The organism is Micromonospora sp. CNZ309 (genome assembly GCF_002846525.1).
The window spans coordinates 5,019,096-5,043,741 of record NZ_PJNG01000001.1; the positions used below are offsets into that span (position 1 = coordinate 5,019,096).

Consider the following 24,646-nt stretch of genomic DNA (forward strand, 5'->3'; position numbering starts at 1 on the left):
GCTGACCGGGCCCATCGCGCAGCCTCGCGCCCCGCCGCCACCAGGAACCCAGGCCCCGACTACCGGGACGGCGCCGGCCCGCTGACCGAGAAGCTGTTGTTCTTCTGGCACGGGGGCGCTGGGCGACCAGCGTGCAGAAGGTTCCGGTTGGCTCCGCTGCGTCGCTTTGTAGGCGGGCGTCGCGGATGTCGCAGGTTGCCACCACTGCGCCCCGCGATCCACGGTCTGCCGGTGTAGCGCGAGGGGGTGCCCGGCGATGGTGGCTCGCCCGCCCGGTCGGGCGACGGGTGCAGAAGCCCGCCACCTTGCGCCTCCAGGTAGGCGACGATGGACATCGTGGTAGCGCCGACCTGTGTCTTCCGTCCTTGCGCGGCGGGCCACACCACGGCGGAGGCTCTGACAGCCATCGCCGTGACGGCTGCTCCGGCGCACCCGCCACCTTGCCGGCGGGCGCGCCGGAGCACACCGACCGACCAACGACCAAGGCGGCTCAGCCGCCGGGTCCCCTTCACCTATGGGACCAGCCGGTCTGCACCGAGAGCTGCCCAAGCGCGGACAGCAACCTGCGTGGCCTCTACAACAGCAGCCACCTTCCGCCTAGCTCACCCGACCCGGCCGAACTCGGTGGCGCCGCACCAGCGACAACGGCTGCGCGCGCCTGTGGTCACATGGGTACAGACCGCCGCACGCAGGGCTGCCAACTCGCCCATCCGGTCAGTACGCTCTCCGCCGTGGCTCTCAGCTCCCTGTTACAGCTGGTCGATGGTCCTGCAGGTTCGCCGGTCGAGTACGTGATAGGCGGTAAGTCGCTCTCCGGTGACGACCGTGAGACGGTGGCGCAGACTCTGGCCGACGACGCGATGCGGGTCGCCTGTGGGAGGGCACCAGCTCTCGATTGGTGGCGTACCCGCCGTGACGGCGGTCCGTCCGAGTCCGCTACGCGGCAGAGCACAGTGCGTAGCTTCGCGGGGATCGCGTTTGGCTCGCCAGAGAGTCCACCTGACCCGCATCACGTGCAAGGTCACGTCGCTGAGCTGCTGTGGCACCGGATCTTGCTGGAGCGGTCGGTGTGCCGAGACGGCCGTCAGCTGGTTCGGGCTCATCCGGTAAAGGCCGACCCGCTGGAGCCCGGTGGTGACGGCCTGGTCGTCTACGAAAACGGCGCCAGCGTTCTCGTCTTCCGGCTATGGGAGATCAAGAAGCACGAGTCCCAGGCACTCGTATCAGCCACGATCAACCGAGCGAGCAAGCAGCTACGCGATCGCGGTCCGGAGTATCTGGCCAAGCTCACCGGGCCGGAGACCCTCGCCGTGGATGGCCCACTCGGTGACCTGTACGCGGACCTGGTCGAGTTGTGGATTGATCGCAGCGACCGCGCCGGGGTGGGGGTGTCGGTAGGCACGTCGGACCATCACGCGCCGAGGCTGCCGTCGGCGTTCAAGTCGATCAGGACGGCGTTTCCCGAATTCTCTGAATCGAGCCAGACGGAAAGCATCGTCGTGGCGATCCCGGACTTTCCGGGGTTCGCCGAGCGGGTGAAGGACATCGTGTGGAGCGGTCTCTAGATCTGGCGCTGCTGCGGGGCGCCCTGGACGGCCGGACCGGGTTGCCGACTGCTGAGGAGCTTCAGCAGCTGATGGCCGACGTCGAAGCCGAGTTGTTGCAGCGTCGCACCGAGATCGCCCAGGAGTTGCTGGATGCCGGTTGGTATCTGCACGGCGTCGCGTCAGTCAACCGAGCCCGTGAACGGTACGCGCTCGCCCGGCAGCGCCAGGCGTTTCTGGTCAGCGCACACATCTTCGATCTGGCCCTGCACCAGGATGGATGGTCGCCCGCCGATCGGCTTTCGCTTGGGTTCGCTGCCGCGATCGGCTACCGCCGCGGTGGTCGTGACCCGAATGCCACTGCAATCATGAACCGGCTACGCGCCTACATCGATTTCACGTCAGCGGTCGTTGATCACATCGGCACGCTCTCGCTCGAGGCCGGTCTAGCGTTTCTGGGGTTCGAGACCCGGACCCTATTCCGCTGGTTCGGGGTATGGCGTCGCGGGCTCAATGCCTTGGCCCGCGATGCGGAGCTGACCGACCTGACGACCACCGCGTTCGGGCCAACCCACATGGTTGTCCTCGGTGCCGAGGACCTGCTCGCCTACTTCGCGCGGGGACGCGCCGATCGTCTGCAAAGTGGCCTTGTCCGGCTTAGGACCGCGGCGGTCGGTGCAGCCGGCCCTGAGGATCTGCACTCGCGGTGGGTGGCGAACCACCTTCTCGAACTGTCTGCTGAGGCCGAGGCCGGCTCGCTATGGAACCCGCGGGTGCTGCCGCCGCAGGTGTCGACGCTGGTTCGGCAGGCGTTCACCGTGGGAAGCCCACCGGTGCTGACACTGTGGGAGCCTCAGCGGGAACTACTCACTGGCCTACAATCACCGTTCGATCCGGCCGTGCGGCGGATGGTGCTGGCAGTTCCGACCAGTGGCGGCAAGACACTGGTAGCTCAGCTGCTGGCGGTGGAACATCTGGCGCGGACCGACCGCAGCATCTGCTACGTGGCGCCGACTCGCAGTCTGGGCCGAGAGGTTCGGCGGGCGATGTCGAGTCGAGTACGGATTCTGCAGAAGGAGACCGGTAGCGAGCAGCCTGACTATCCCTCCACTTGGTCGTTCTTTGACGACTCTGCCGAGGACGAGCCGGCCGATGTAGAGGTCATGACTCCGGAGCGACTAGCGCATCTGCTGCGTCACGACGCGCAGGCAGTCCTCGACCGTTTCGGAATGTTCGTCTTCGACGAGGCGCAGCTGCTGAAGGAGTCCGGGCGAGGCTTCATTCTTGAGCAGGTCATCGCGCTGTTGGACTACCTGAGCTCGGACAGCGATCATAAGATTGTCCTCATCTCCGCAGCAATGGGTAACTCAGGTCAGATCGCGCAGTGGCTTGAACCTGGCGGCTCGTGTCTACGCCACGAGTCGCAGTGGCGCGGCCCGAGGCGGTTGCACGCCGTTTTCACCACCGCAGCAGACTGGGCTAGCACCCGCGTCGAAAGCGTTCGTGCCCCAAAGTGGCGGTATCGGCACACCACCAGGCTGAACGGTTTGATTCGTTTGCGAATGGCGGACAACCGAACCATTCGTGTGTGGAAGCGCGACACCGGCTGGCTGCTCGTGCGCAAGTCCGAGGAGATCGGCCCGTCCGGCGCGGTCCGGGACCCTGGCCGGTCGACAAAACAGTATGTGATTGCCAGTGAAATGATCACAGGGCTGGGACATGCCGGTTCGGTACTGGTTGTAGCCAGCACACGGGCTCAGGCACAGCAGGTGGCCCAGGGCCTTGCGGATGCCTGCGACGAGCAGCCAACTCTGGCCCCGTTGGTCGACTTCGTTCGCCAACAACTCGGCGACGATCACCCACTCGTCGCCGCGCTGCGCCACGGCGTCGGCTTCCACCATGCGGGCCTTCCGGTCGAGATCCTCGAAGCACTCGAGGCTGCGGTCCGCGATGACACGCTGCCGTACCTCACGTGCACGTCGACGCTGACGGACGGCGTCAACCTGCCGGTGAGGACCGTCGTCATTTACGACCATGCGTACGCGAACCAGCCACCAGAGAGCAGACTGCGAGGCGCGCGCTTGGTCAATGCCATGGGCCGCGCCGGGCGGGCTGGCAAGGAAACTGAAGGCTGGATCGTGCTGGTGCGGGGCGCCGCCCCGACCGCACAGGACTTCACGGATCTCAACCCGGATGCCGACGATCTGGCCGTAACCTCATCACTGATCACCGATGCCGCGCTTGAGTCGTTCGCAGAACTCGAGACTCAACTGCGCGAGGACGAGGACGCCGTCTTCACGGCCTTCGGCCCCGCCGGCGATTTCATCAGCTTCGTCTGGCTCGTACTGGCCACTGAAGAAGACCGACGCACCGATCCCGCCAGCATCAACATGCAGGCGATCGTCAACACGACGCTCGCTGCCAGACAATCACCACAGGTAGCCGCGATCTGTGACCACATCGCCGCCGTAACGCAGCGTCGGTATTTGGCAAGCAATCCCGCAGCGCGGCGCCGCTGGGCGCGAACCGGAACATCAATCGGATCCGCCCGAGCCATCGACCAGCTCGCCCAGCGGATCACCAGTTCTATCCTGACGAATGCCCTTGGGGGCGACCTGCCGAATCTACGGGAGCCGGAAGCTACAATTCGCTGGCTGCCGGACATGTTCAAGACCTTGCTTACCCTCCGGGAAGCACCGCGGCAGGGATTCCGGGAAACCTCTCGAACCGGCGACATTGACGTCAACGTGATGGAGTTGCTCATCGACTGGATCGCCGGGCAGACATTTCCGCAGCTGGCCGACACACACCTGGCTGCCGCACCGGAACCTGCATGGCGAGTTGAGCAGATGGTCGGCGCGGTCACCGAACAGTTTGAGCATTACCTGTCGTGGACCGTCGGCGCTGTGGTCGAACTGGTCAACAACGGTCTGCTCGACGCGGAGACCGATGAGCGGCTCTGCCCAGAGCTGGCGGGATACATCCGCTACGGGGTCAACTCCCCGCACGGCCTGCGGTTGATGATCGCAGGTATTCGCTCCCGCAGGCTGGCCCACGCGGTCGTCGCCGATCTACCGATCGGCGTGGAAGCGACGCATGAGGATCTCCGATCCTGGCTCGCCGGTATGGGCATCGCGGAGTGGCGTGACCGCTACGACGCGTCCGCGTCGGAGGTTCTCGACCTGCTGGACTTCACCAGGCTACGCAGCCGGAGCTTACTCAAGACGCTCCTGGAAACCGGCGCCGTCAGCGTTGATGTACGCGACGCCGCGTGGCTGTCCATTGATGGTCGCCGGTTGTCGCTTGAGCCCGTCCGGGAAGAACCAGCACCGGCACCAATCGCGATCTACGCCAGTGACGACATCCTGGCGGTTATCGCTTCGCAGGATCACGCGGACATCCAGGCGATCCTCGACACTGGCCTTGACATCACCCTTGATCTGAACGACGGGGTCTTCCCGCCGTCCCTGCGCATCAGCCTGCCGCTCGGCGAGGCCGGCTCCTGATCCGTGCCTTACTGGGCATGTACTCGCTTCAAAGGCACCCTGCTCGCGCCCGCAGCGAGGAGCATGTTCATCACGTCGATGTCCGCCCTACCACCGAACCACCATGACCCACACCCTGACCTGCTCCATCCCCCCGCAACGCGGCCGACCTCCACCTCAGTGGTCGATGCGACTGCGCAAGCAGGAGAACAGGCGTCGTCTTACGAACGTGTGGCCGTAGCGTTGCTCGCCGTGCAGGCAAGGCAACTTCGGTGCGATGCCTGCCAGAATGACACGATGGCCGACTACGCGAGTGTCGCCGCGCTTCGTGCGATCGTGATCCGAGCCGCCCGCGCGATCGCTGTTGGAAGCACTCATGACAAGCTCGACGAGGACCTGGTCGCGGTTGGACTTCCGCCGTCGGCCGAGGGTGGGAGCAAAGCGCAGCGTGGCGAGAGCAGCGCCGCAGGGGTGTCGGACGAGCGGCTTCGGGAGGTCGCCGTCGGCCTGGTGGAGCGGAACACCGGCCTGAACATGCTCGACCGCATGATGGTCCAGGATCTTGTGTGGGCCGACGAGCATCCTCCTCCGATCCCGAAGCGGACACGTCGCGACCTCGCTCGGGCGCTGCCAGGGTGGATTCTGGTCAACCACGCCCAGCGATTCCACGCTCTCCTGGGCACGCTATTCGATCTGGGAAGCCATGACCCCTTCTTCGGTCTCGAGGACACCAGCCTTGGCGGACAGATCGATCGGCACTTTTACCGCAACGACGACTGGACTGTCGAGCAGCTGTTCGACGAGCTCGGTGCGGTCGATCAGGCATCTGACCGCAGATTCGCTCTCTTCCTCGAAGGCATGGTGTCCGGCGACACCGTGCCAGATGAGGACGCCCAACGTCAGCTGGTCGACGCGATCAATCCGCCACTGGCCGGCGTCGGGCTGGAGCTTCGGGAGACAGGCAACGCCGACGGCTACCCGACCTTCCACCTGGTAGCCACCGGATCCAGGGCCGGTAGGCCTAAGCAGCTCATCTTCGCGTGCGCAAGAAAACCTGATCTGCGGCTCATCGACGTCATCGACAGCGACGTCGAAGTGGTGGATCCCACCGGAGACGTCCTCGTCTACGACCGGCCTATCGGCCCTGCGGGCCTGCGCTGGCGCGACTTGCAGAGGTGGTGGTCGGACACCCGCCAGGTCCAAGACGATCACCAGGCCAAGCGGGAGCTCTACCAGCGGCTTGGCAGCAGCGTGCCGCAAGGCTCTCGGCATCAGCTGCTTCTGTTCAAGCTGTACCACGACATCTACCGTGCCGCCCTGCAGGAGCTTCCGGCTCTCCTGCCCGAGGTGTGGCGCCACTGGGACCCGAAGGCCGTGAAGGCCCGCGGAAAGGACGCGCTGGTGCAGTTCCGCATGGACTTTTTGCTGCTCGCACCGGCAGGTGCCCGAATCGTGCTGGAGGTCGACGGTCAGACGCACTACGCAAGCGAGCGTGAGGCCGCCGATAGCCAGCGACGCTGGCTCCCAGACGGCAACGAGTACGCACGCACGATGGCAGCCAGCCGTGACCTCACCCTCGCCGGCTACGAGGTGTACCGGTTCGGCACGAACGAACTCCACGACGAGGACCAGGCGCGCCCGCTGGTCACGGCCTTCTTCGACAGTCTGTTCCGCCGACACCACATTGCCCTGACAAGGTAAACGAGGAAGCAGGCTAGGCACGCCCAGCACCCGGCAGACCGCCTCACCCGACAATCGAGCGGCCGGCATGGGCGACTACCGCCCGGCCGCCTGGTTCCGGCCCTTCTTGAACGCGACTCCCCGGACGGCCGGCGAGGGTTCCGCCGCTGACGGCCCTTCGAGCGTCATACTTACCTAACTACACGCGGCCGGCCGCGAGTTCTGGGGCCCGTCCCGTAGCCCGCTGGACTTTCGGGGTATGGGGCGGCCCAGCCATGGCTGCTGCGGGGCGCCGCTTAGGTTGACAGCGGTTCATGGAGTACCCGGTTGAGGGCCCGTTACGCCGACGATCGTCTGTTTCTTCAGCATGTGAGGTCGAGCGCTCCCACCTCGCCTGACCAGCTACTTCACAGCAATAAACTGCAGAAAGTGTCGTACCCCTGTGCGATCGTAGAGGCACTGGAGGAGGGAGGTCGTGCCGTGACAGCCATCGAACACCGCATACGTCACTCCGAGACTCCGGAGCCCAACTCGTGCCGTTGGTGCGGGGTACCGGAACGCGGACACGGTCAACGCTGGACTCCGGCTAAGAGCTGGCACCCGTGGGAATCCCCCACGCTTGAGCAGAGACGCGCCCGGATGTTGAGCCGTCGAGCTTCACGCGTCCAGGGCGGCTAGCTTTTCGACCTCAAGGAACGCATCGCGAAGCTGAGGAGGAACTTCGTCAGCTGTCTTGAGGCTTCGCGCCATCTCGTACATCATCTCGACCTTGGATGACGGACCACGGTCGCTACCTTCGCGAAGCAGCTTCAGCAGGCCGGCGCTGAACTTCCCGGACCGGAGGGCGTCAATGTCCTCCGGTTCCCAGACTCCTTCGTTACGAGGCCACAGTGAGTTGGCCAGCACGCACCACTGGTCATTAGTGAAGGTGAATTCCAACTCTGTGTCGTTCTGGCCGATGAAGCGTGTCTGGCTCGGGATGTCCAGGCCCTCCTTGACCAAGTTGGCATCGCTGAACAACTTGTTCGTCTTCCGGCTGTCCGCATCGACGATGAGCATGACCTGCCGCTTTGAGCGGGCCAGGTAGCCGATGAACTTCAAGGCACCTTCGTTGTTGTGGCAGCCGACGATCACGACTCCGGCCGTATGCATCGGCCGGCCCGTGCACAGTCGGAACAGCAGCGGGAAGGACTGCTGTTCACTGGGGCCCTCGACACCGACGAAGCATCGTTCGTGGAGTAGGACGGTGTTGCGCAGTCCTAGGGCTGTGGCAATGTCAGACAGGAACTGCCCATTCGCATCGTCGTCGAGGTCGGACAGCAGCCGACTAGCCTGTGTGCGTTCTCCCTCGAGTTGCAGGTGAACGATGTCTTCGATTGCGGCCCCGTCGATGAGGTTCATCGAATGGGTGGCGATGACCATGGACACGCCCGCGATCGCACATTGTTCCCGGATCAGTGCCATGACCCGGCGCTGCTGGATGTAGTCCAGATGGGTGTCGGGCTCATCGTAGGCGAGCACGATCTGCGGCCCGTGAGAGAGGTCATGGCTGGCGACATCTCGTTGCAGGAGTTCGCTCGTCCACTCCCAGATGGCAAGACTGATACGACGAGAACGACCGGCACCGACTGCACCGAGGCTTACAGTCTCACCGTCGGTACGCGCCAGCAGGATCCTCGTGGCTTGCAGGCCAGCCTTGAATGAGACATCTGGTAGCACATCGACGGAAACCAGGTCCGGGCACCGTTGCTTGATGTGCTCGACCAAGCCCTGTGCGTCCTCGCGTACGCGGCGACCGAGTTCCTCTTCCAAGCCCCGGACTTGCTGCTTGAGATCCTCGTCTTCTAGATGGGATCGATAACGACTGTTCAAGGCCACCTTGACGGCCGCTTCAGCAGATTCGGCGTCACCGAAGCGTAGGAACTTCGGCAGACAGGCGACGACCTCTTTGTTCGCCGGGATCCAGGCTTGTGTTGACGGCTGCAGCAGGGCGTACTCCTGGAGGGGGGTGATCCAACTGCTCTTGGCCCGCCTGTCACCCGTGGAAGTGACTCCGAGCTCTTCTGCGGTCGCACGTAAATCGGCCACCGACTGTGCGTCGAGGTTTCGCAGCCGCACATCCTCCGGTGCATCTACCAGCAACTCCAGGCGGGAGCCGAGTTCATGGCTGTTGAGACGTCGCATCCGTACAGCTTCGGGAAGCGAAAGGTCCTGCTGCTCTGCGTTCGAGAGCCGGAACTCGCCTTCCACCCATGTGGTTTCCACCCGGCTTCCGGCCGTCGGACCGGCGGAGTCGGATGGCGCTGCGTCTCCTGAATCCCCAGGTGCCTTGAAGGTTCGATCCTCTTCCGCAAGGTTCGAGGTCCCCAGCAGGAACGCGAGCGCGTCGATCGTGGCCGACTTCCCGCTGTCGTTGTGCCCCGTCAGGATCGTTGGGCGCCGAATCGGAATCGGGCCAACGTCCTGCAGACTGCGGAAACCGTGGACCGTCATCGACACGAGCTGCATGGAGATCCTTCCTGCACCGATACGCCCCGGGCACGCAAGCGCCGCGTCCGACGCTCGCGGACAGGCATCGGTACGAGCCGCAGAAGTCAGGCTACTACTCGCCCCTACGACGCCGCCTCACCTAATCAGGAGAGTCCATAGGGCAGTCCTGCTCGAGGTGTCACCGTATCCCCGGAGTCATCAACCTCGCCTGAACTCGCGATCGACATGCACCCCGACACGAGCGCGCTGCCGCCCGCTACGTGGCAGGCGTCCCAGCACCGAGCGTCATCGCTCTCAACGGCCTCGTCGCCATGGAGGCCATCAATCACTTCATGCTCGCTACCACCGGCCTACACCGCGACGCCGACGACATCACCTCCACGATCCACCTACCGCGACAGCGCGAGCGCTCAGCCCAACTGCCACGCCGTGACGACCGCTGCCCCTGGTGCTCGCCACATGGCCATCTCGGGCGCAGTGACACCTGAGTGGCGTGGACATGCACCCCCGCCGCAGCGAGCCTGGCGAAGCGCCCGTGCGGCCTGGCTGGTGGCTGGCGGCCGTCGGCCCGGACCGGACCGATGGACGGCAGTCCATACAGTGAGTTCGCAGCCGCAGCGACTTCTCGGGACGGTGACATACATTGGTCGTGAACATCGCCGCCGGCGTCTTCCTCGCGCTCTGTCTCGGCAGCTTCGCGTGGGGCAGCCGGGCCTCGGCGGTCGGGGTTCGGCACACCCTCTTCGTGTTCGCGTGGCTCTGCGCGGCGTTGACGGCCACCCTGGTGGTCTTCTCGGTGTTCCCGTCCACCACCGCCGACGGCACGGTCCTGGGGGTCACCCTGGGCGGCGCGGGCGCCTTCGTTCTGCTGCTGTGGACGGCAGCGGTACGCGCGGGAAACGTCGCCGCCCGGCGGGATGCGCACGAGGCGCAGGCCGCCCGGCGGGCCGAGGTGGCCGCGCGCCGGGCTGCGGCGAACGCCTCACTGCCGCCGCCGGCCGTGCTGGCCCACCAGAAGACCCACTGGTTTCAGCTCAGGGACGGCACCGGCGGACGCCCGTGGGTTGGCGTCATCACCGGCGACCTGCGCGCGGTCTGCGGCGTCGATGCCTGGGTGAACGCGGAGAACACCGACATGATGATGGCCCGCGTCCACGACTTCTCCGTGTCCGGCATCATCCGGTACGAGGGCGCCCGCCGCGACGTCGGCGGCCACGTCCTGGACGACCTGATCGCCGAGGAGTTGGCGGAGACGGTTCGGGACCGCCGGCCGGTGGCCGCTGGGTCCGCGATCGTAACCTCGTCCGGCGCACTCGCCGGGAGTCACGGGGTGCGGTTCCTCGTCCACGTAGCGGCGGTGGAGGGGCAGCCGGGGGCAGGCTACCGCCCAATCCGCGACTTGGGCCTAGCCGTCGCCCGGGCGCTGGCCGCCGCGGCGGCGCCTGGCTTCACCGGGCCCGCGCGCAGCATCCTGTTCCCGCTGCTCGGCGCGGGGGCGGGCGGCGCGCCGGTCGAGCCGACGGCCGAGCGGCTGGTGACTGCCGTCGTCGACCACCTGAAGCGCGGCGTGGCGCCCCGGCTGGAGCGCGTACAGCGCCGGCGAGCCGGGTCGGCACCGTGCTCTTCCTCGCCTACACCGACGTCGAGCTGCGGGCCTGCCTGCGTGCCCTCAACCAGGTGCCAGCCCTCTCACGGGAAATTCCCGCCGGCCGGTCGAGCCAGGCCCGGCGCGGGTCCGTTCCGCCCAGGCCCGGCGGCGGGCACCGGCCGTCCGGCGATCGCGACTCCGGTCAGGTCCGCCGGTCGCTGCGGCACTCATAGCCGCCGATGACGACCTCCGGCCGGGGTCGCTGCCGGCCAGCCGCCCACGATGGGCATTCTGCCCGACGGACGTGCCAGGGCCCGGCTCTCACGGCGAGAGCCGGGCCCTCATCGGTGAGCGAGGTCGGCGCAGGACGGCGCGCCGGAAGTTCCACGCAAGAACGCGGGTGAGCGAGTCCGGGTCGCCTTGGTGGCGCTGTACGCCATCACCGGCCCACGGCCGTAGGTGCTCCGGCCGCCCGAGGACCCGACCGGAACGGGTCCTGGCGACAATGCGGGGGGCCGTGAGCGAACCCTGACCTGGGCCTTTCATGCTTGTGAGTAGTTCCGGGCTGACGTGGGTGTGATCGTCATGTTTGACTGTGGTCTATGCGGGCGGGGCAGGCGCGGCTGGCGATCGACTGTGGTAGCGCCAGCACGACCGCTGTGCTGGCCTGGTCGGACAGCACCTGGTCACCGCTGCTGTTCGATGGTGAGCCCGAGTTGCCCAGCGCGGTCCTTCTACCGCCGGAGGGGGACACGCTGACAGGCCATCAGGCGTGGCAGGTCGCCGTCAGCACCCCGGACAGGTTCATACCGGCTCCCCGACAGGCTCCGGAGCAGCACCTGAGCATCGCGGGACAACAGGTCGAGGTCGTGGGCCTAGTCGCCGCCACGCTGCGCCGCGTCGCAGCGCAAGCGCAAGAAACGGTCGGGGGCCCGCTGCAGGACGTGCGGCTGGTGGTGCCTGCCGGCTGGGGACCGCGCCGGCGCACCTGGCTGCGCCACGCCGCGCATCGGGCAGGCATTCCCCAGCCTCGTCTTGTCGAGGCGCCGGTGGCGGTTGCTGGGCACCTCCTCGTCACCGGCGTCCAACTGCCGGTTGGGGCGTTCATCGTTGTTTGTGACGTCGGGGCCGGTGCGGAGGTCAGTGTTTTGCGGCGCGGTCCCGCCGGGTTCGAGGTCTTGGCGACCCTGGCCGACACGGCCGCTGGCGGCACGGCGATCGACGACGCCCTCGCCGCCACGCTGACGGCCACCAGCCCACCTGATGGAGATGGCCAGCGGTGGGCTCTCGCGGCCAGTGTGAGCGCGGCGAAGCAGGCCCTGGCCGACCGCGCCGCGGTGACGGTGCCGCTGCCCGACGCGTCGGCCGTGGTGCTCACCGCTGGCCTGCTGGACCAGGCCGCCCAGCCCGTCCTGCACCGGGTCGCCAAGCTGACGACGGAGGCGATCGCTGCGGCGGAGGTCAGCATGGAGGAGCTTGCCGGTGTCTACTGCGTCGGTGGTGTCGCGCGGCTGCCGCTGCTGCAGAAAGTCCTCACCGAGGCTCTACCGCTGACGCCGATCGTGGTCGCGGAGCCCTCGACGGCGGCCGTGCGCGGCGCCGCGGACATCGGCGCTGTTGACGCCGCAGCGGCGGTGCCGCCTGAGGGGGAGCCGATGCCGCCAGTGCGGCGGGCAGCGGGGATCGCGGTGCCGGGGTTCGCGTCGCTGGGTCTGGTCTCCCAGTTCCTCCTCACCGCCGAGTGGCACGGCGCCCTCATGTATCGGCAGGCATGGCTCAACTGGGGTGAACTGGCGATGGCCGCTGTCTTCGCCATGATCGCCAGCCTCGGCGCCGGCACCGTCCTCGCCTCCGCGCTCGCCGCTCGCCCCACCACCACGCCGGTGAGCCCCGGTGCCCAGATCGGTACCGGGATCCTGGCGTCAGCGTCCCTGGCTGTTGCGGTCGCCGGCATGTATGCCGTGATCGGCAGCCTCTACATCGGTGAGCCCGTCAACGGTTTCCTCCGCTGGGCACTGCTGCCGGTCGCGCCTGTCACGGCCGCCGCCGCGGTGATGGCCCTGGTCGCCGCCCGGCAGTGGCGTATCCCGCAGGGTGGCTGGTCGCGGCTGCTGGCGTTCCCCACCGGGTCGGTGGTCACCGCCGGGCTCGGGATGCTGCTCATCCAGTACTCCGTCACCGCGGACCGGTGGCCGGACATGGTGCTGTGGATCGACATCGCCGGCCGGGTCGGCGGGGCGCTCCTCGGCGTCGGGACGGTCATGGCCGTGGTGTCCCAGCCGGTCCTGCGGCTGATCCTGGGCGCGCCCCTGGCGGTCATCGCCGCCGCGCTGGTCAGCTGGCCGGCCACGGGAATGCTCGGGGCGATCTACGCGGTCGCCGTGGCCGTGTGGTGGCTGCGCCAGCTGTGGACCCGCCTCCTACGCCCCCACACCTCAGCCCGGCTAGCCGGATGAGCCGACCCGTCGCGTCCTACGAGCATGTGGCCGTCGGGGAGTACCGGGGATGAGGTGGCCTCGCCGGCTGGCCGGCGCAGCCCTCGTCGCGGCGATGCTGGCGATACCACCCTGGCTGCTGGCCACTCTCACCGAGCCGCCGCTGCCTGGCTGGCCAACCAGCGCGCAGCTACGCCACTGGGTCGCGAACCCGCTCACCTCTCGCACGCTCACCGCCGGGCTCACCGCCCTGGCCTGGCTCCTCTGGCTGGGCCTGGCCTACACGGTTGCGGTGACCACCGCCCGCCGGCTACGGGCAGGCGCCCGATGGCTACGCCGCCTGCCCCTGCCCACACCGTGGCAGGCCGCCGCCACCAGCATCGCTGGCGCCGCCGCCCTCACCACCGCTCACACCCCCACCACAGACCCCCCGGCCCCACCGGCACCCGTCTCCATCGGCGGCGTCGACCCGCACACCGCCGACGGGGCGTGGAACCACACCGGCGACGCGGGGGTGGCGGTGCCGGGCGGCTGGCTACCTAACGACACCGCCCAGCAGATCGCCACCGCCGCTGCCTTGCTGTGGCTGCGCCGTCGCCGCGTCTACCAACCCGGCCACACCGGCGAAGCGTCACAGCTGACACCGCTGCCAGCCACGGTCACCGCCGTGCAAGCAGCCGTCGCCGACCGCCAGCAGCCGGCAACCACCTCCAGCACGGTGCCGGACCTGCCGGCCACCGGCGTGGCGTTCACCGGCGACGGCGCCGCCGACGCCGCCCGCGGTGTCCTCGTCACCCGGCTCCTCACCGCCCTACGCGACCCGTCCCACACGACCCGGGTGCTCATCACCCGCGCCGCCCTCACCACCCTCGTGCCCGACATCACCGCAGTGGCCGCCTCAATCCCCGGGCTACAGGTGGTGGACACGGGCGAGCAAGCTGTCACGCTGCTGTCCACCCATACGGCCCCACCAGCAAGGCCCGACGGGGAGCCGACCATGACACCCCTGGTGCTGGTCACCGATCCGCCGTCCACCGCGACGGCCAGCCGGCTGACCGCCCTGGCGGGGCAGGCCCACATCGTCACGCTCGGCACCGGGCCACTCGGGCGCACCTGGCACGTCGACCGCCACGGTCACACCCGCGACGACCAGACTGGGCAGGCAGGACCCCGGCTGTGTGTCCTCGACCAGACCGCCGCGACGCACCTGCTCACCGTCCTCGGCCACCCCACTCCCACACCACACGACGACGCCGCCACCGAATCCACACCGCCCCGACCTGTCGACGGCGGTCACGCTCGGATCCCCCGCCAGCCCAGCAGACACACCCCGCACACCACGCCCCAGCCACCCGTGCCCCCACCATCCCTCGTCCAATTGCGTGTGCTCGGCCGACCCGCCCTGCTCGTCGACGGACAACCGGTCACGATCCGCCGCAGCGCCGCCCTGCAAGTGCTGGTCTTCCTCGCCGTGCACCCCGACGGCGCCACCACCACACAACTGGTCCACGCCATCTGGCCCGGCCTACCCGCCCACACCGTCACCCGCCGCCTCTACACCACCCTCAGCGACCTACGCGCCACCATCCGCACCTCGACCACCGTCGCGATCATCGAACACACCGACGACCGCTACCACCTGGACCCAGGCCAGATCGACGTCGACCTGTGGCAGCTCCACAGCGCGGCCCACCACGCCGCCACCACGCTCACCAACCACTACGCCGCGTGGCGCGCCGTCATAGACGCCTACACCGGCGACCTCGCCGACAACCACACCTGGCCCTGGGCCGACCCACCACGAGAGGCCACCCGCCGCCTCATCATCGACGCCCACACCGCCGCCGCGTCCACCGAACCCGACCCGCGTCAGGCTCTGAAGATCCTTCAGAGCGGCATCCGCGTCGACCCCTACAACGAGGACCTGCACCGCCGGGCCATCGACATCCTCACCGCACTCGGCAACCACAGCGCCGCCGTCCGGCTGCGCGAGGCGTACACCCGCCGGCTCACCCTTGCGGGACTGCATCCGACCGGCAGCAGCCTCCACCGGACCCAGTACGCCAGCAGCGGCCCGGTCAGCCTGTAGCCAACGCATTTCGCCTGCTGCCACCATCCTTTCCGGGATCCACCCGACTCGACCACGACGGAAGCAGCCACGCCGCAGGGCTGCTGACCTGCGGGTGTAAGGCCGTGTGAGGTCGTGTGAGGAGCTGTGACTCCTCAGGCTCCTCCACGGCCACCTCCACGGCCATAGCGTCATCGCATCCGTAGCCCGCAGTCACTCACCGGGATACCGCCGCGCCTTCGCCCAGCACTGCGCGTGCCAACTCAACGCTAGGACTTGGACGTCTACGGCGGTCCATGAACGGCACAGGGAGGCTCTGTGAGGTCCAGATCAGCGGCCATCGCCGCGAGCATCACGTCGCTGACCTTCACCGCCGCGATATGCGCCTGGCTCGACGCTGCTGACATTTGGCCCGCGCCTCGACTACCGGCCCGGGCGGCCGTGCGGCAGTGGATTCAACAGCCGCTGACCCCCGAGTTCGTCATCACCCTCGTTCAGGGCGCCGCTGTGGTCCTGTGGCTGCTCCTGGCCACCTCCATGCTGACCCGCGCCTACGCACGACTAGCCCATACCCTGCGCTGGCTGCCCGCCCTGCGCCTCCCGGGCCCGCTGCAAGGCCTCACCGCCGCCCTGCTCGGTGCCACCGCCGTCAGCTCTGCAGCCGCAGCAACCCCGGCATCCGCCGCGCCAGCAGCCGGAACCAGCCACGACACCGACCAGCACACCACCCGGCCCTCGACCACTAGCCTGCCCAGCCTAGAGGTGAACGCCGATCGGACGCTGACGCTTATGGCAGCCGGCCGGGAATACACCTACACCGTCGAACGCGGTGACACCCTGTCCGAGATCGCCGAGCAGTGGCTCGGCGATGCCAGCCGCTGGCCGGACATCTTCACCCTCAACTGCGGCACCCGCTTCGCCGACGTTGGCGGCACCCTGCACAACCCGAACGTCATCCACCCCGGCTGGACCCTCGACCTGCCCGCCGACGCCACCCCGCCGCCTGGTCACCGGCCCCGCCCCAAACCCTCAACGCCCACACCCCCAGAGGTAGGGAAAAAACCGCCGGCCCACGACATCACGCCCCCTGCGGAGCCGACCGCGCCGAGCAAGCCACACGCCCCCGCTCCTAGCCACACGACGACGGCCGCACCCGACGGCGGGAGCACTGCCGCACCAACACCCAGCAACCCTGCCGATGACGTGACCGCGAGCCAAAGCTCAGCCAGCCAGCCCAGCACAGGCCGGACGCGCGGAATCTCCCTGCCCAGCGGCAGCTGGGTCGACGTCGGCCTCGCTCTGGCCATCGCCGCCGCCGTCGCGCTGGTCTGGATCCACCGGCAACGCCGCTACGTCCCCCACATCCCATCACCGCTGCCCCGCCACAAGGATCCGGACCTAGCGCCCATGCCCCGCGCCGTCGGGCAGATCCGCCGCGGCCTGCGCCACGCCACCGCCCGACCGCACACGACAGGCCGCGGCATTACGTGCGACGCCGACGACGACCTCAACGACCAAAGCCCTACACACGCTGGCAGCGGCTCGGACGACGTCCACGCCGAGGGCCTCACCAACTCCAACGACGACCGGCACCACAACAGCCCCGACGGCCCTGTCAGCCGCTCGCTGCCGGTGGCGCCAGCACTGACGCACCCTCTGTCAGCGGTGTGGCCGCCAGCGGGACTGGGCCTGACCGGGCCCGGCGCGGAAGCCGCCGCCCGCGGCTTCCTGGTCGCCGCCCTAGCCACAGGCCACACGGACCAACCCGACGCGCGCACCCAGGTGGTGATGCCGTCCGCGACTGCGGCGACCCTGCTGGACACTGACACCGTCACCCTTGCCTCCACACCGAGGCTGACCATCACCGGCAACCTCGACGACGCCCTGCAACTGCTCGAAGCACAGGCGCTGCACCGCACCCGACTGCTCTACCAGCACGAAGTCGACACCGTCACCGACCTTCGGGCCGCCGACCCCGGCGAAGACCCCCTCGCACCGGTCATGCTGCTCGCCGACGCCACCAAACGCCACCAGCGCGCCCGCATCGCCGCCGCGCTCGCCCAGGGCCAACGCCTGGACATTCACGGCGTGCTCCTCGGATCGTGGCCCGAGGGCAACACCATCGACGTCGCCGCCGACGGCGCGACCACCCCCGGCGACGGCGACGCCCGCCACGGCCACCGCCCCGCCGACCTCGGCCGGCTCACCGTGCTCAACCCCACCGAGACCGCCGACCTGATCACGACGCTCGCCGAATCCCACACCGGCCAACGGCCCGCACCCGCCCCCGACGCCACGCCCGCGCCACCGCAACCGGCACCCGACTACAGCCCCGGCACGCCGGAGCCAGCAAACCCCACCCGCACGGCAGCGATGACCGAGAAACCTGGCGAGAACTCAGCAACCGACGCCGGCTGCCAAGGGGAAGACCGCGACAGCCACGACCCGAACGCCGTCGCCACCACCACCGGCATCGAGGCAGGCCATCACCATAAGGAGACGGCCCACAGCAGCGGCGACGTCGATCTCGCAGACACCAGCATCCACCACAACGGCCAGGCCAGTACCCAAGCCGAGCAGGCCCCACCGCAGAAGCCGCAGCGCGGCCGGGTCGAGGTGAACGTGCTCGGCGCGCCCGCTCTCGTCGACTACGACCCGGGCCGCAGTCTGCGTGCCAAGTCCCTTGAACTGCTGGTGTACCTGGCGGTCCGCGACGGCAGCGCCTCCACCGAGGCGATCCTCGACGACCTGCTGCCCGAGGCCCCCGCCAGCAAAGCCCTGCACCGCCTCCACACCTACGTGTCCGACCTGCGCGCCGTGCTACGACACAACGCCGGACCCGGCACCTACCTCACCCACCACAACCACCGCTACCAGCTCAACCCCGACCGCTTCGACATCGACCTGTGGCGCATGCGGACAGCGATCCGCACCGCCGACACCGCCACCGCCGAGCCCGAACGCATCGCGGCGCTACGCCGCGCCGTCGACACCTACCGCCCCCTCGCTGAGGACTGTGACTACGAATGGCTGGAACCACACCGCCACGCTGTTCGCCAGGAAGCCTTCGACGCCGCACTCGCCCTCCTCGATGAGCTCGCCGGACAACCCGCCGACCAGGCCGCCGTCCTCGACACCGCACTGCACCAACACCCCTACGCCGAAACCCTGTACCAGACCGCGATGCGCGTCCATGCGCAGCTCGGCCGCCTCGATACCGTCCGCGCCCTACACCGCACCCTGACCCGCCGCCTCGCCGAGATCGACGCCGAACCCCATCACGACACCCTCACCCTGGCCGCCCGCCTCCTCACCGAGCAGGGCCAACGCCAGTCGAACGGCCGCGCCCGCCATCCCGATGAGCCGGGGCCGACCGCATGAGCACGCCAGCGCCCATCACGACAGAGGCGCGCGGGTCCGTGGACCAGGCGGACCCAACGGTGTCTGTCAAACAGTTGCGTCGGCTGCGGTGGGCGGTACGGGCCGCACTCACCCTCGGCCTGGCCGCCTCCATCGCCGCGAACGTCCTCCACGCCCGACCGAACCCGATCAGCCAGATCATCGCCGCGTGGCCGCCCCTGGCACTCCTGCTCACCGTCGAGCTGATCTCCCGCGTCCCCCAGCACCGCCGCTCCCTCGGCATAATCCGCATAGCCGCGACCGCCGTCGTCGCCGCCATCGCCACCTGGGTCTCCTACTGGCACCTCGTCGGCGTCGCCGCCCGCTACGGCGAAACCCAAGCCGGAGCCTCATACCTGCTGCCCATCTCCGTGGGCGGGCTCGTCATCGTCGCCAGCGTCAGCCTCGTTGAAATCACTGGCAGAATCCGCGCCACCGCGCCCACGTCTGCCGCTCGGTCCGACACCACACCAGCCGCAGCAACAGCCACCGCCGACACCGCGCCGCAGCGGCCGAGCACAGGGACGCCACCCGCGGCCGCGACGCCCCCCACCGCAGGTCGAGACGCCCCTCCGCCAGGAGCCGGCCACGCCCAAGACTCCGCCGGGGCTGCGGCTCTCACGGCCGGCGCAGGCGCACTTTCCCGGCCCGGCATCACCGCCACGCTTCACGGACCCGCACGTCCAGCCGACCCGATCTCAGCGCCAGAAGCAGCCGACAGCGCCATCGTCGCCCAGGCATCGTCATCCGTTCCACCCGCGGAGGCACAATGCCGGCACGGTCATGCAGCACACGACCTCCCTGGTCAGGAAACCCCCGCACCCCACTCGAAAATCGAACCAAGGCGCCTGCGTCGGCACGGCGGCCCGACTCCCGAAGTCGCGCCGACGCCGCCAGCCGAGACCCTGGGGACACCACCCGACGACAACGACGACGCCGACGGACAGCCCGTGCGGACCCCAGATGGGATGCTGGAAGAGCACGAGGTGCCCTCGGGCACCGCCGCCGCGGTGGCGTACTGGCACCACCTCGACCCTGGCCTCCGCCCCGCCCAGATCGCCGCACGGATCAGCCGGTCCGAGCGCACCGTCCGCCGGTACTGGCCGCCACCGCCACCAGACGGCACGCCGCACGTCAACGGTCACCTCGCCGACAGCCTCCGCCGCTGACTACCCACGCCAAACCCGCCTCAGGGCAGACGGATCGCCGCCTGCCGGGTCCGAGTCCACCCCGGTCCGGCTGGGCAGGCGCGACCGGATCGCCGACGGCGGACCCCGCATGACGCGACCGAACGACAAAAGGTTCCCTCTCCTGCTCCGAGGCGCCGGTCAGGTCCAGCCGGACCGAGTTGCATGCATGAAAAGGAACCGAGGTGCTGCGGTGGGCTGGACAGGGGCCCTGCCCAGCCCACCGTTCATCGCGGGGCCGCAAAGGGGCAGCGTCAGGTGTGGTGCCCGGCAGTGCACGCTGTGCCTGCGGCTGCCGACGCCGTGGCAGCCCCTGGACTTCTGTCCGTCAGCGGGCGCTTCCTTGCTCGACGGCGCGTCCGTCCGTTCAAGGACAGCCGATAGCCGGCTGCACCGACGCCGGGTAGGCGTAGCCGTCGTCCCAGGGGAAGCAGTCTGCCGGGTCGGGCCAAGCGATCTGCTGCACGCGGACCTGCTGGTGGCCGTATCGGGCAATCGCGGCGCCCGGGTGCAGTTGTTCGGCGGGGGCGCCGTCGATGATGGTCACGTCGTAGCCGGCGATCAGGTTGCCGAGCCGCTGGCCGTGGGTGAAGCGCTCGGCCTGGTCGTAGACGCGGGCGGCTAGGTCGTTGAGCAGTTGCTGGGAGATGGCGGGGTCGAGGCCGGCGATCAGCAGCTCGGGATAGCCGTGGTCGGTCAGCCCGACGGTGTAGGCGAACGGGACGCTGTCGTCGGTGTCGTCGGTGTCGTCCGCGCCGGGGTCGACGAGTGTCACCGACCAGCCGACCCGGTCGATGATCTCGCTCTGGTGGCGCATGAAGTCCTCGATGGTGGTCACCGGTCAGCTCCTTCCGTTCTGTCGTGACGCTCGGGCGGTTGGGGTGGGTCGACCTCGACGAAGCCCCAGAGCCGCTCGATGAGTTCCAGGGCTCGGGTGCGGTAGCGGTCGGCGAACCCGCGGCAGATCGCGGGTTTGGCCTGCGGGTACAGGTAATGCGGCAAGGTGTCGTGACAGATGATGTAGCGCTCTTGCTCGCGGGCCTGCGTGACGAGAGCACGCAACTGTCCCGCTTCGAGGTGCATACGGTTGCCGGGGGCGAAGATGCAGGTGTCGCATTGCCGCGACAGCAGCCGCGACTTTCCCAGGACCGGATCGCCGACGCTGAGGGGCTCGTCAACATTCGGTTCGACAGGATCGTCGCCGGGGGTGGGCACGTGTTGCATGACGTCTTCCTTCGTCTCACGGCAGGGAGCGCCGCCGGATGGCAACGCTCCCTGGTGTCGGCTGAGATGTGGTGCGAATGGGTGCGGCTGCTGGCGCCAGTGCTGGGCTGGCGGCCCGCTGACTGCACCTGGCGGGCCAGGCTGGCCGAGGCGCAGTCACTGCCCTGTGACGGGCGTGTGGACTGTTCGCTGGGCGTACGGGCGCTGCCGTTGCTCAGGCGGCGCAGGGCTGGGTGTGGGCTGGTCGGAACCAGCCATTGAGTGGGTTGGCGGTGGTGAGCACCCGGGCGCGGCCTCGCGCTTGCGACTGGGGGCGGCTGGCGGCTTGCTGGGCACGGTGGGCGTCGCGTATGGGTGGGCAGGGGTACGCCTGGCCGGCGCAGCGCAGGTTGCTGCAGCGGCCGGGCGAGTGCGGCTGCGGTAGGTGGGCGGCGGCGACGTCGCTGGCGAGCAGCCACAGCAGGATGTCGGTGACCGCGTGCGGTATTGCGCGGCGGTGCTGGGAGACCATGAGTTGATGCCCCTTTCCGTTGGGTTCGGCGGATTCGAGCCTCCATCTCTGCGGCAGCGGCATGGGTTGTCGCGGTCGGGCGCCGCAGGGGTGGCAGGGCCGAGGTGCAGTCACGCTCGACTTTGCGTATTGATCAAGTCGCCGGCCGGCCCCGGGCGGTATTTGTCGGTGCACTCATGGGCGATCCGGCTGGAGCATCGCCGAGGCGAGCCGCTCGATGTCAGGGGTGGGTTCAGTCGCCGCGATGGATGAGGGAGCAGCCGGGCGTGGCGGGGTCGTCGTGGCGGTAGTCGCCGAGACGGGCGTCGTAATGGGCGGGCTGGCCGCAGTGCCGGCAGCGCATCGGCTGCGCCTCGCTGAGGTCGTGGCCGTCGGGGTCGTAGCGGTGGTGTGGTCGTGTGCGGGAACACGCACGTGCCGTGGCCGCAGTACGGGCGGTCGCCTTGGCGCAATCGGGCCACGACCAGGCCTGCACGGAGGCGATGTCGGCGGATGAGGGTGTCATCGCAGGCCGGCGGGGGTGTCGGCGGTGGTGTCGATGTCGCCGGGGGTGGCGTCGTCTCGGGTGGTGTTGTCCCAGTCGAGGTGGATGTCGTGGCTCGTGCCGGTGAGTGCGGCGTCGATGGCGTCCTCGGCGGCCTCGACGGCGTCGTCCTGGCTGGTGGCGGTGACCTCGATCATCAGCGGCAGGGTGAGGCGGACCTGCCAGCAGCGCGGCAGTCCCGGCAACTGCAGGGCATGCAGGATCCGGTCGGCGGCGTCCGGGTCGATGTCGTCCTCGGCGGCGGCGTCGCGCAGTGTCTGCCACACGTGCCGGCGCAGGGCCGCCTGCTGGTCGTTGATGACCGCTGGCGGGGCGGTCACGGTCAGGGCAGGCTGCTGGGCGTGGAGGTGGTCGTGGATGCGTGCGGCGGTGTGGGTGAGCCATCCCAGCGGAGCTGGTTGGCCGGGGTGGAAGGCGTCCCACGCGTCGCGTAGGACCGCCTCGAGGCTCGTGGGTTGTTGCTCGTGGTTGTCAGGGGTGGACATGCGGTCTCCCAGTTCGGTGAAGAAGCCGACGGCCCCGCCCTCGGGTGGGGGCGGGGCCGTCGGGCGCGGTGGTCAGTCGGGGCGGCGGGTGCGGGCGACGCGCGCCTCGTAGGTGTCGGCGCTGACGGTCAGGTGCAGCCACCGGTCGCCGGCGGCGTGGGCGGCGCGGAGCGTGTCGATCAGCGGTGTGGGCGCCTCAGTGAGGTGTAGGTGTTCGACGAAGTCGTCGCCGCCGAGGTTTGGGTCGTGGCGGTGGCCGTCGGTGTCGGGATTCCAGCCGTGGGCGTAGACGACGAGGTTCGTCTGGGGCCGGTTCGAATCCTTGAGGCGGGGCAGGCCGCTGGACATGAGGTAGACGCCGTGGTCGTGGACCCACTCCAGCGCACCCCGGCAGGGGGTCTGCTCTTCGCGTTCGGTGAAGGTCGGAGCGTGCTCAGCGGCGGCGACGGCGTGTTCGGCCAGCCGTAGCGTGTCGGTGAGGTCGAAGTACAGGTGCAGGGCCATCAGGCTCTCCTTGCGATGTGGCGATAGAACCCCGGTTAGCCGGACGGGCGGGTTGGATCCGGGGGTTTGAGGTGCCCGTGGGTTACCGGGCGGGTTGCTGGAGTGGGTCAGTCGTTGAGGGCTGTGGGTGGGATGCCGTGGCGCAGGGCGTGGTCGATGAGGTGGGCGAGGCGGTAGTCCGGGTCGGCCGCGAACGCCCGGTCGAGGGCGACGCTGGCGAGGGCGCCTTGGCCGTGCCGCCAGGCGGTGAGGGCGAGCAGGGTGGCGGGGGCGGCGGCGTAGGCCGGGTCGGCGCGGCGGGTGATGTCGGTCCACAGGGCCAGGTGCCACGGTTGGTCACCGGTGGCCTTTCCGGCATGGTCACGAACGGCGACGTCGGCCAGGAGGACGGACAGCCAGGCCACCTCGTCGTCGGTGAGGACGGCGTCGGCGGCGTAGCGGGCGAGCGCCTCGTCTACGGCTTTCCTGCCGGCGCGGATGAGCGCCGACCGCCCGCCGGCGGTCATGATGGCGAGTGCGCGGTGCTGTGCCGGTCGGCTTGCCTCGGCGGTGACGGCGCTGGTGGGGGCGATGCTGGCCACGAGAGCCGCTCGGTCGGGCAGGGCGGTCTGCCCGGCGACGATCGCGTGCACCGCGGTGGGGCTGTAGTGCGGGTCGAACGGCACTCCGTCAGGCGGGCAGCAGCCGGGGTCCGGGCATTGGTAGGAGTAGTAGCGGCCGTCGGTGACGCGCAGTGTGTCGAGCAGGGTGATGCCGGCGGCGTTCACGCGTGAGGTGAGGGTGTCGATGACCGGGGTGACGGTGGTGGCGGGTCCGTAGCCGATCAGGATCGCGCTGGTGGCGTCGACGTTGCGCAGCAGGTCAAGGTACTGCCGTGCGGTGACGGGCGCCCAGTCGGTGATCGCGGCGGTATCGGGCAGGTCCGCGCGGCCGGCCACGGTGATGCGTTGTCCGGTGAGGCCGACGATGACGAGGCTGTCGGCGGGGTGGAAGCCGAGCAGGTACGGCACGGCGGCGAGCAGGTCGCTGATCGAGGTCACCGGCAGCCGGGCCGGCTGGTCGTGCGTCATGGTGGGATCACTCCTAAAAGGAAGGGCTCCGCCGCCGTGGGGCGTGCGGAGCTTTCGAGGTGGTGTGCCGGCGGCAGATCAGGGCTTCGTGACCGCCACCGCCTGTTGGCTCAGGTCAGGGGTTGGTCATCTGCGGTGATCGCGAGGACAAGCGCCAAGGCCGAGGCAGGCGCCGATGGGCGGGCCTTGCGAACAGCGGCGACTGCGGGGCGGTCAGCGCGGCGTCGGGCAGCAGCACGGCGGCACCTCGGCGTTGCCAGCCGCGCAGGCTTCGTCTCGAGGTCGACGCCCAGGCGGGTGGTGTGGGGTGAGGGCGGATGCGAGGCCGGCGGCCTTTTCGATGCCGTGGCTCGCGCTGCCGGCGGCGTGGCCGTCCGGGGGTGAGGGCGTTGGCGAGTAGCGCCGTTTAGCGGGAGTGCGAGCCTTGGCCTC

15 protein-coding genes are annotated in these 24,646 nt (G+C 69.0%); 8 read left to right on the plus strand and 7 right to left on the minus strand.

Annotation, left to right across the window (positions count from 1 at the left end; translation table 11 throughout):
* Positions 1-731 precede the first annotated feature (731 nt).
* From CLT72_RS21140 to CLT72_RS21150, 3 genes are all read left to right on the plus strand, one after another.
* The gene (locus CLT72_RS21140; protein WP_101415294.1) at positions 732-1,565 is read left to right on the plus strand and encodes a hypothetical protein; all 834 of its coding nucleotides are present in this window, start codon (positions 732-734) and stop codon (positions 1,563-1,565) included.
* Complete coding sequence (locus CLT72_RS21145; RefSeq protein WP_101413266.1) at positions 1,550-5,050, plus strand: DEAD/DEAH box helicase; 3,501 nt, start codon at positions 1,550-1,552, stop codon at positions 5,048-5,050. The genes CLT72_RS21140 and CLT72_RS21145 overlap by 16 nt, the downstream gene beginning before the upstream one ends.
* 276 nt (positions 5,051-5,326) lie before the next feature.
* Positions 5,327-6,730: an AbiJ-related protein gene (locus CLT72_RS21150; protein ID WP_144082296.1), complete on the plus strand. Its 1,404-nt coding sequence runs from the start codon at positions 5,327-5,329 to the stop codon at positions 6,728-6,730.
* 636 nt (positions 6,731-7,366) lie between these two features.
* Here CLT72_RS21150 and CLT72_RS21160 read toward each other — a convergent pair.
* The gene (locus CLT72_RS21160) at positions 7,367-9,217 is read right to left on the minus strand and encodes a TOPRIM nucleotidyl transferase/hydrolase domain-containing protein (protein WP_101413269.1); all 1,851 of its coding nucleotides are present in this window, start codon (positions 9,215-9,217) and stop codon (positions 7,367-7,369) included.
* Positions 9,218-9,848: 631 nt separating this feature from the next.
* On the opposite strand from CLT72_RS21160, the gene CLT72_RS21170 reads away from it, so the two are divergent.
* The 5 genes from CLT72_RS21170 (at position 9,849) to CLT72_RS31625 (ending at position 19,858) form a co-directional block, all read left to right on the plus strand.
* Complete coding sequence (locus tag CLT72_RS21170; RefSeq protein ID WP_101413270.1) at positions 9,849-11,030, plus strand: macro domain-containing protein; 1,182 nt, start codon at positions 9,849-9,851, stop codon at positions 11,028-11,030.
* Between the two features lie 359 nt (positions 11,031-11,389).
* Positions 11,390-13,243, plus strand: a complete 1,854-nt coding sequence (locus tag CLT72_RS21175; protein WP_101413271.1) for an Hsp70 family protein — start codon at positions 11,390-11,392, stop codon at positions 13,241-13,243.
* Positions 13,244-13,292: 49 nt separating this feature from the next.
* Complete coding sequence (locus CLT72_RS21180) at positions 13,293-15,311, plus strand: BTAD domain-containing putative transcriptional regulator (protein ID WP_144082297.1); 2,019 nt, start codon at positions 13,293-13,295, stop codon at positions 15,309-15,311.
* A 297-nt stretch (positions 15,312-15,608) separates the two neighbouring features.
* Positions 15,609-18,671, plus strand: a complete 3,063-nt coding sequence (locus CLT72_RS21185) for a BTAD domain-containing putative transcriptional regulator (protein ID WP_486484290.1) — start codon at positions 15,609-15,611, stop codon at positions 18,669-18,671.
* Between the two features lie 38 nt (positions 18,672-18,709).
* Entirely contained in the window at positions 18,710-19,858 is a 1,149-nt protein-coding gene (locus CLT72_RS31625; protein WP_486484291.1) for a DUF2637 domain-containing protein, read from the plus strand.
* A 385-nt stretch (positions 19,859-20,243) separates the two neighbouring features.
* Here the strand turns inward: CLT72_RS31625 and CLT72_RS21195 are convergent, their stop codons facing one another.
* The 6 genes from CLT72_RS21195 to CLT72_RS21220 all read right to left on the minus strand — a co-directional run bounded on the left by CLT72_RS21195 (position 20,244) and on the right by CLT72_RS21220 (position 24,214).
* A complete protein-coding gene (locus CLT72_RS21195) occupies positions 20,244-20,714 on the minus strand; it encodes a DUF4262 domain-containing protein (RefSeq protein WP_101413273.1) in 471 nt (156 codons plus the stop codon).
* Positions 20,711-21,100 carry a hypothetical protein gene (locus CLT72_RS21200; RefSeq protein ID WP_101413274.1) on the minus strand — a complete coding sequence of 130 codons (390 nt, stop codon included), beginning with the start codon at positions 21,098-21,100 and terminating at the stop codon, positions 20,711-20,713. Before CLT72_RS21200 ends, CLT72_RS21195 begins: the two co-directional genes overlap by 4 nt.
* Positions 21,101-21,314: 214 nt before the next feature.
* The gene (locus tag CLT72_RS21205) at positions 21,315-21,611 is read right to left on the minus strand and encodes a hypothetical protein (RefSeq protein ID WP_101413275.1); all 297 of its coding nucleotides are present in this window, start codon (positions 21,609-21,611) and stop codon (positions 21,315-21,317) included.
* 501 nt (positions 21,612-22,112) lie between these two features.
* Positions 22,113-22,640 carry a hypothetical protein gene (locus CLT72_RS21210; protein ID WP_101413276.1) on the minus strand — a complete coding sequence of 176 codons (528 nt, stop codon included), beginning with the start codon at positions 22,638-22,640 and terminating at the stop codon, positions 22,113-22,115.
* Between the two features lie 72 nt (positions 22,641-22,712).
* Positions 22,713-23,144 (minus strand): DUF3085 domain-containing protein, encoded by a 432-nt coding sequence (locus CLT72_RS21215; RefSeq protein WP_101413277.1) that lies wholly within the window; start codon positions 23,142-23,144, stop codon positions 22,713-22,715.
* A gap of 107 nt (positions 23,145-23,251) precedes the next feature.
* The gene (locus CLT72_RS21220) at positions 23,252-24,214 is read right to left on the minus strand and encodes a DUF4192 domain-containing protein (RefSeq protein ID WP_101413278.1); all 963 of its coding nucleotides are present in this window, start codon (positions 24,212-24,214) and stop codon (positions 23,252-23,254) included.
* Between the last annotated feature and the right edge of the window lie 432 nt (positions 24,215-24,646).

Excerpts from the sequence above, each read along its gene's own strand:
- CLT72_RS21180 (WP_144082297.1), top strand. The coding sequence starts at position 13,293 with ATGAGGTGGCCTCGCCGGCTGGCCGGCGCAGCCCTCGTCGCGGCGATG.
- CLT72_RS21160 (WP_101413269.1), bottom strand. The coding sequence starts at position 9,217 with ATGCAGCTCGTGTCGATGACGGTCCACGGTTTCCGCAGTCTGCAGGAC.
- CLT72_RS21205 (WP_101413275.1), bottom strand. The coding sequence starts at position 21,611 with ATGGTCTCCCAGCACCGCCGCGCAATACCGCACGCGGTCACCGACATC.
- CLT72_RS21220 (WP_101413278.1), bottom strand. The coding sequence starts at position 24,214 with ATGACGCACGACCAGCCGGCCCGGCTGCCGGTGACCTCGATCAGCGAC.
- CLT72_RS21175 (WP_101413271.1), top strand. The coding sequence starts at position 11,390 with ATGCGGGCGGGGCAGGCGCGGCTGGCGATCGACTGTGGTAGCGCCAGC.
- CLT72_RS21150 (WP_144082296.1), top strand. The coding sequence starts at position 5,327 with ATGGCCGACTACGCGAGTGTCGCCGCGCTTCGTGCGATCGTGATCCGA.
- CLT72_RS21210 (WP_101413276.1), bottom strand. The coding sequence starts at position 22,640 with ATGTCCACCCCTGACAACCACGAGCAACAACCCACGAGCCTCGAGGCG.
- CLT72_RS21215 (WP_101413277.1), bottom strand. The coding sequence starts at position 23,144 with ATGGCCCTGCACCTGTACTTCGACCTCACCGACACGCTACGGCTGGCC.
- CLT72_RS21200 (WP_101413274.1), bottom strand. The coding sequence starts at position 21,100 with ATGCAACACGTGCCCACCCCCGGCGACGATCCTGTCGAACCGAATGTT.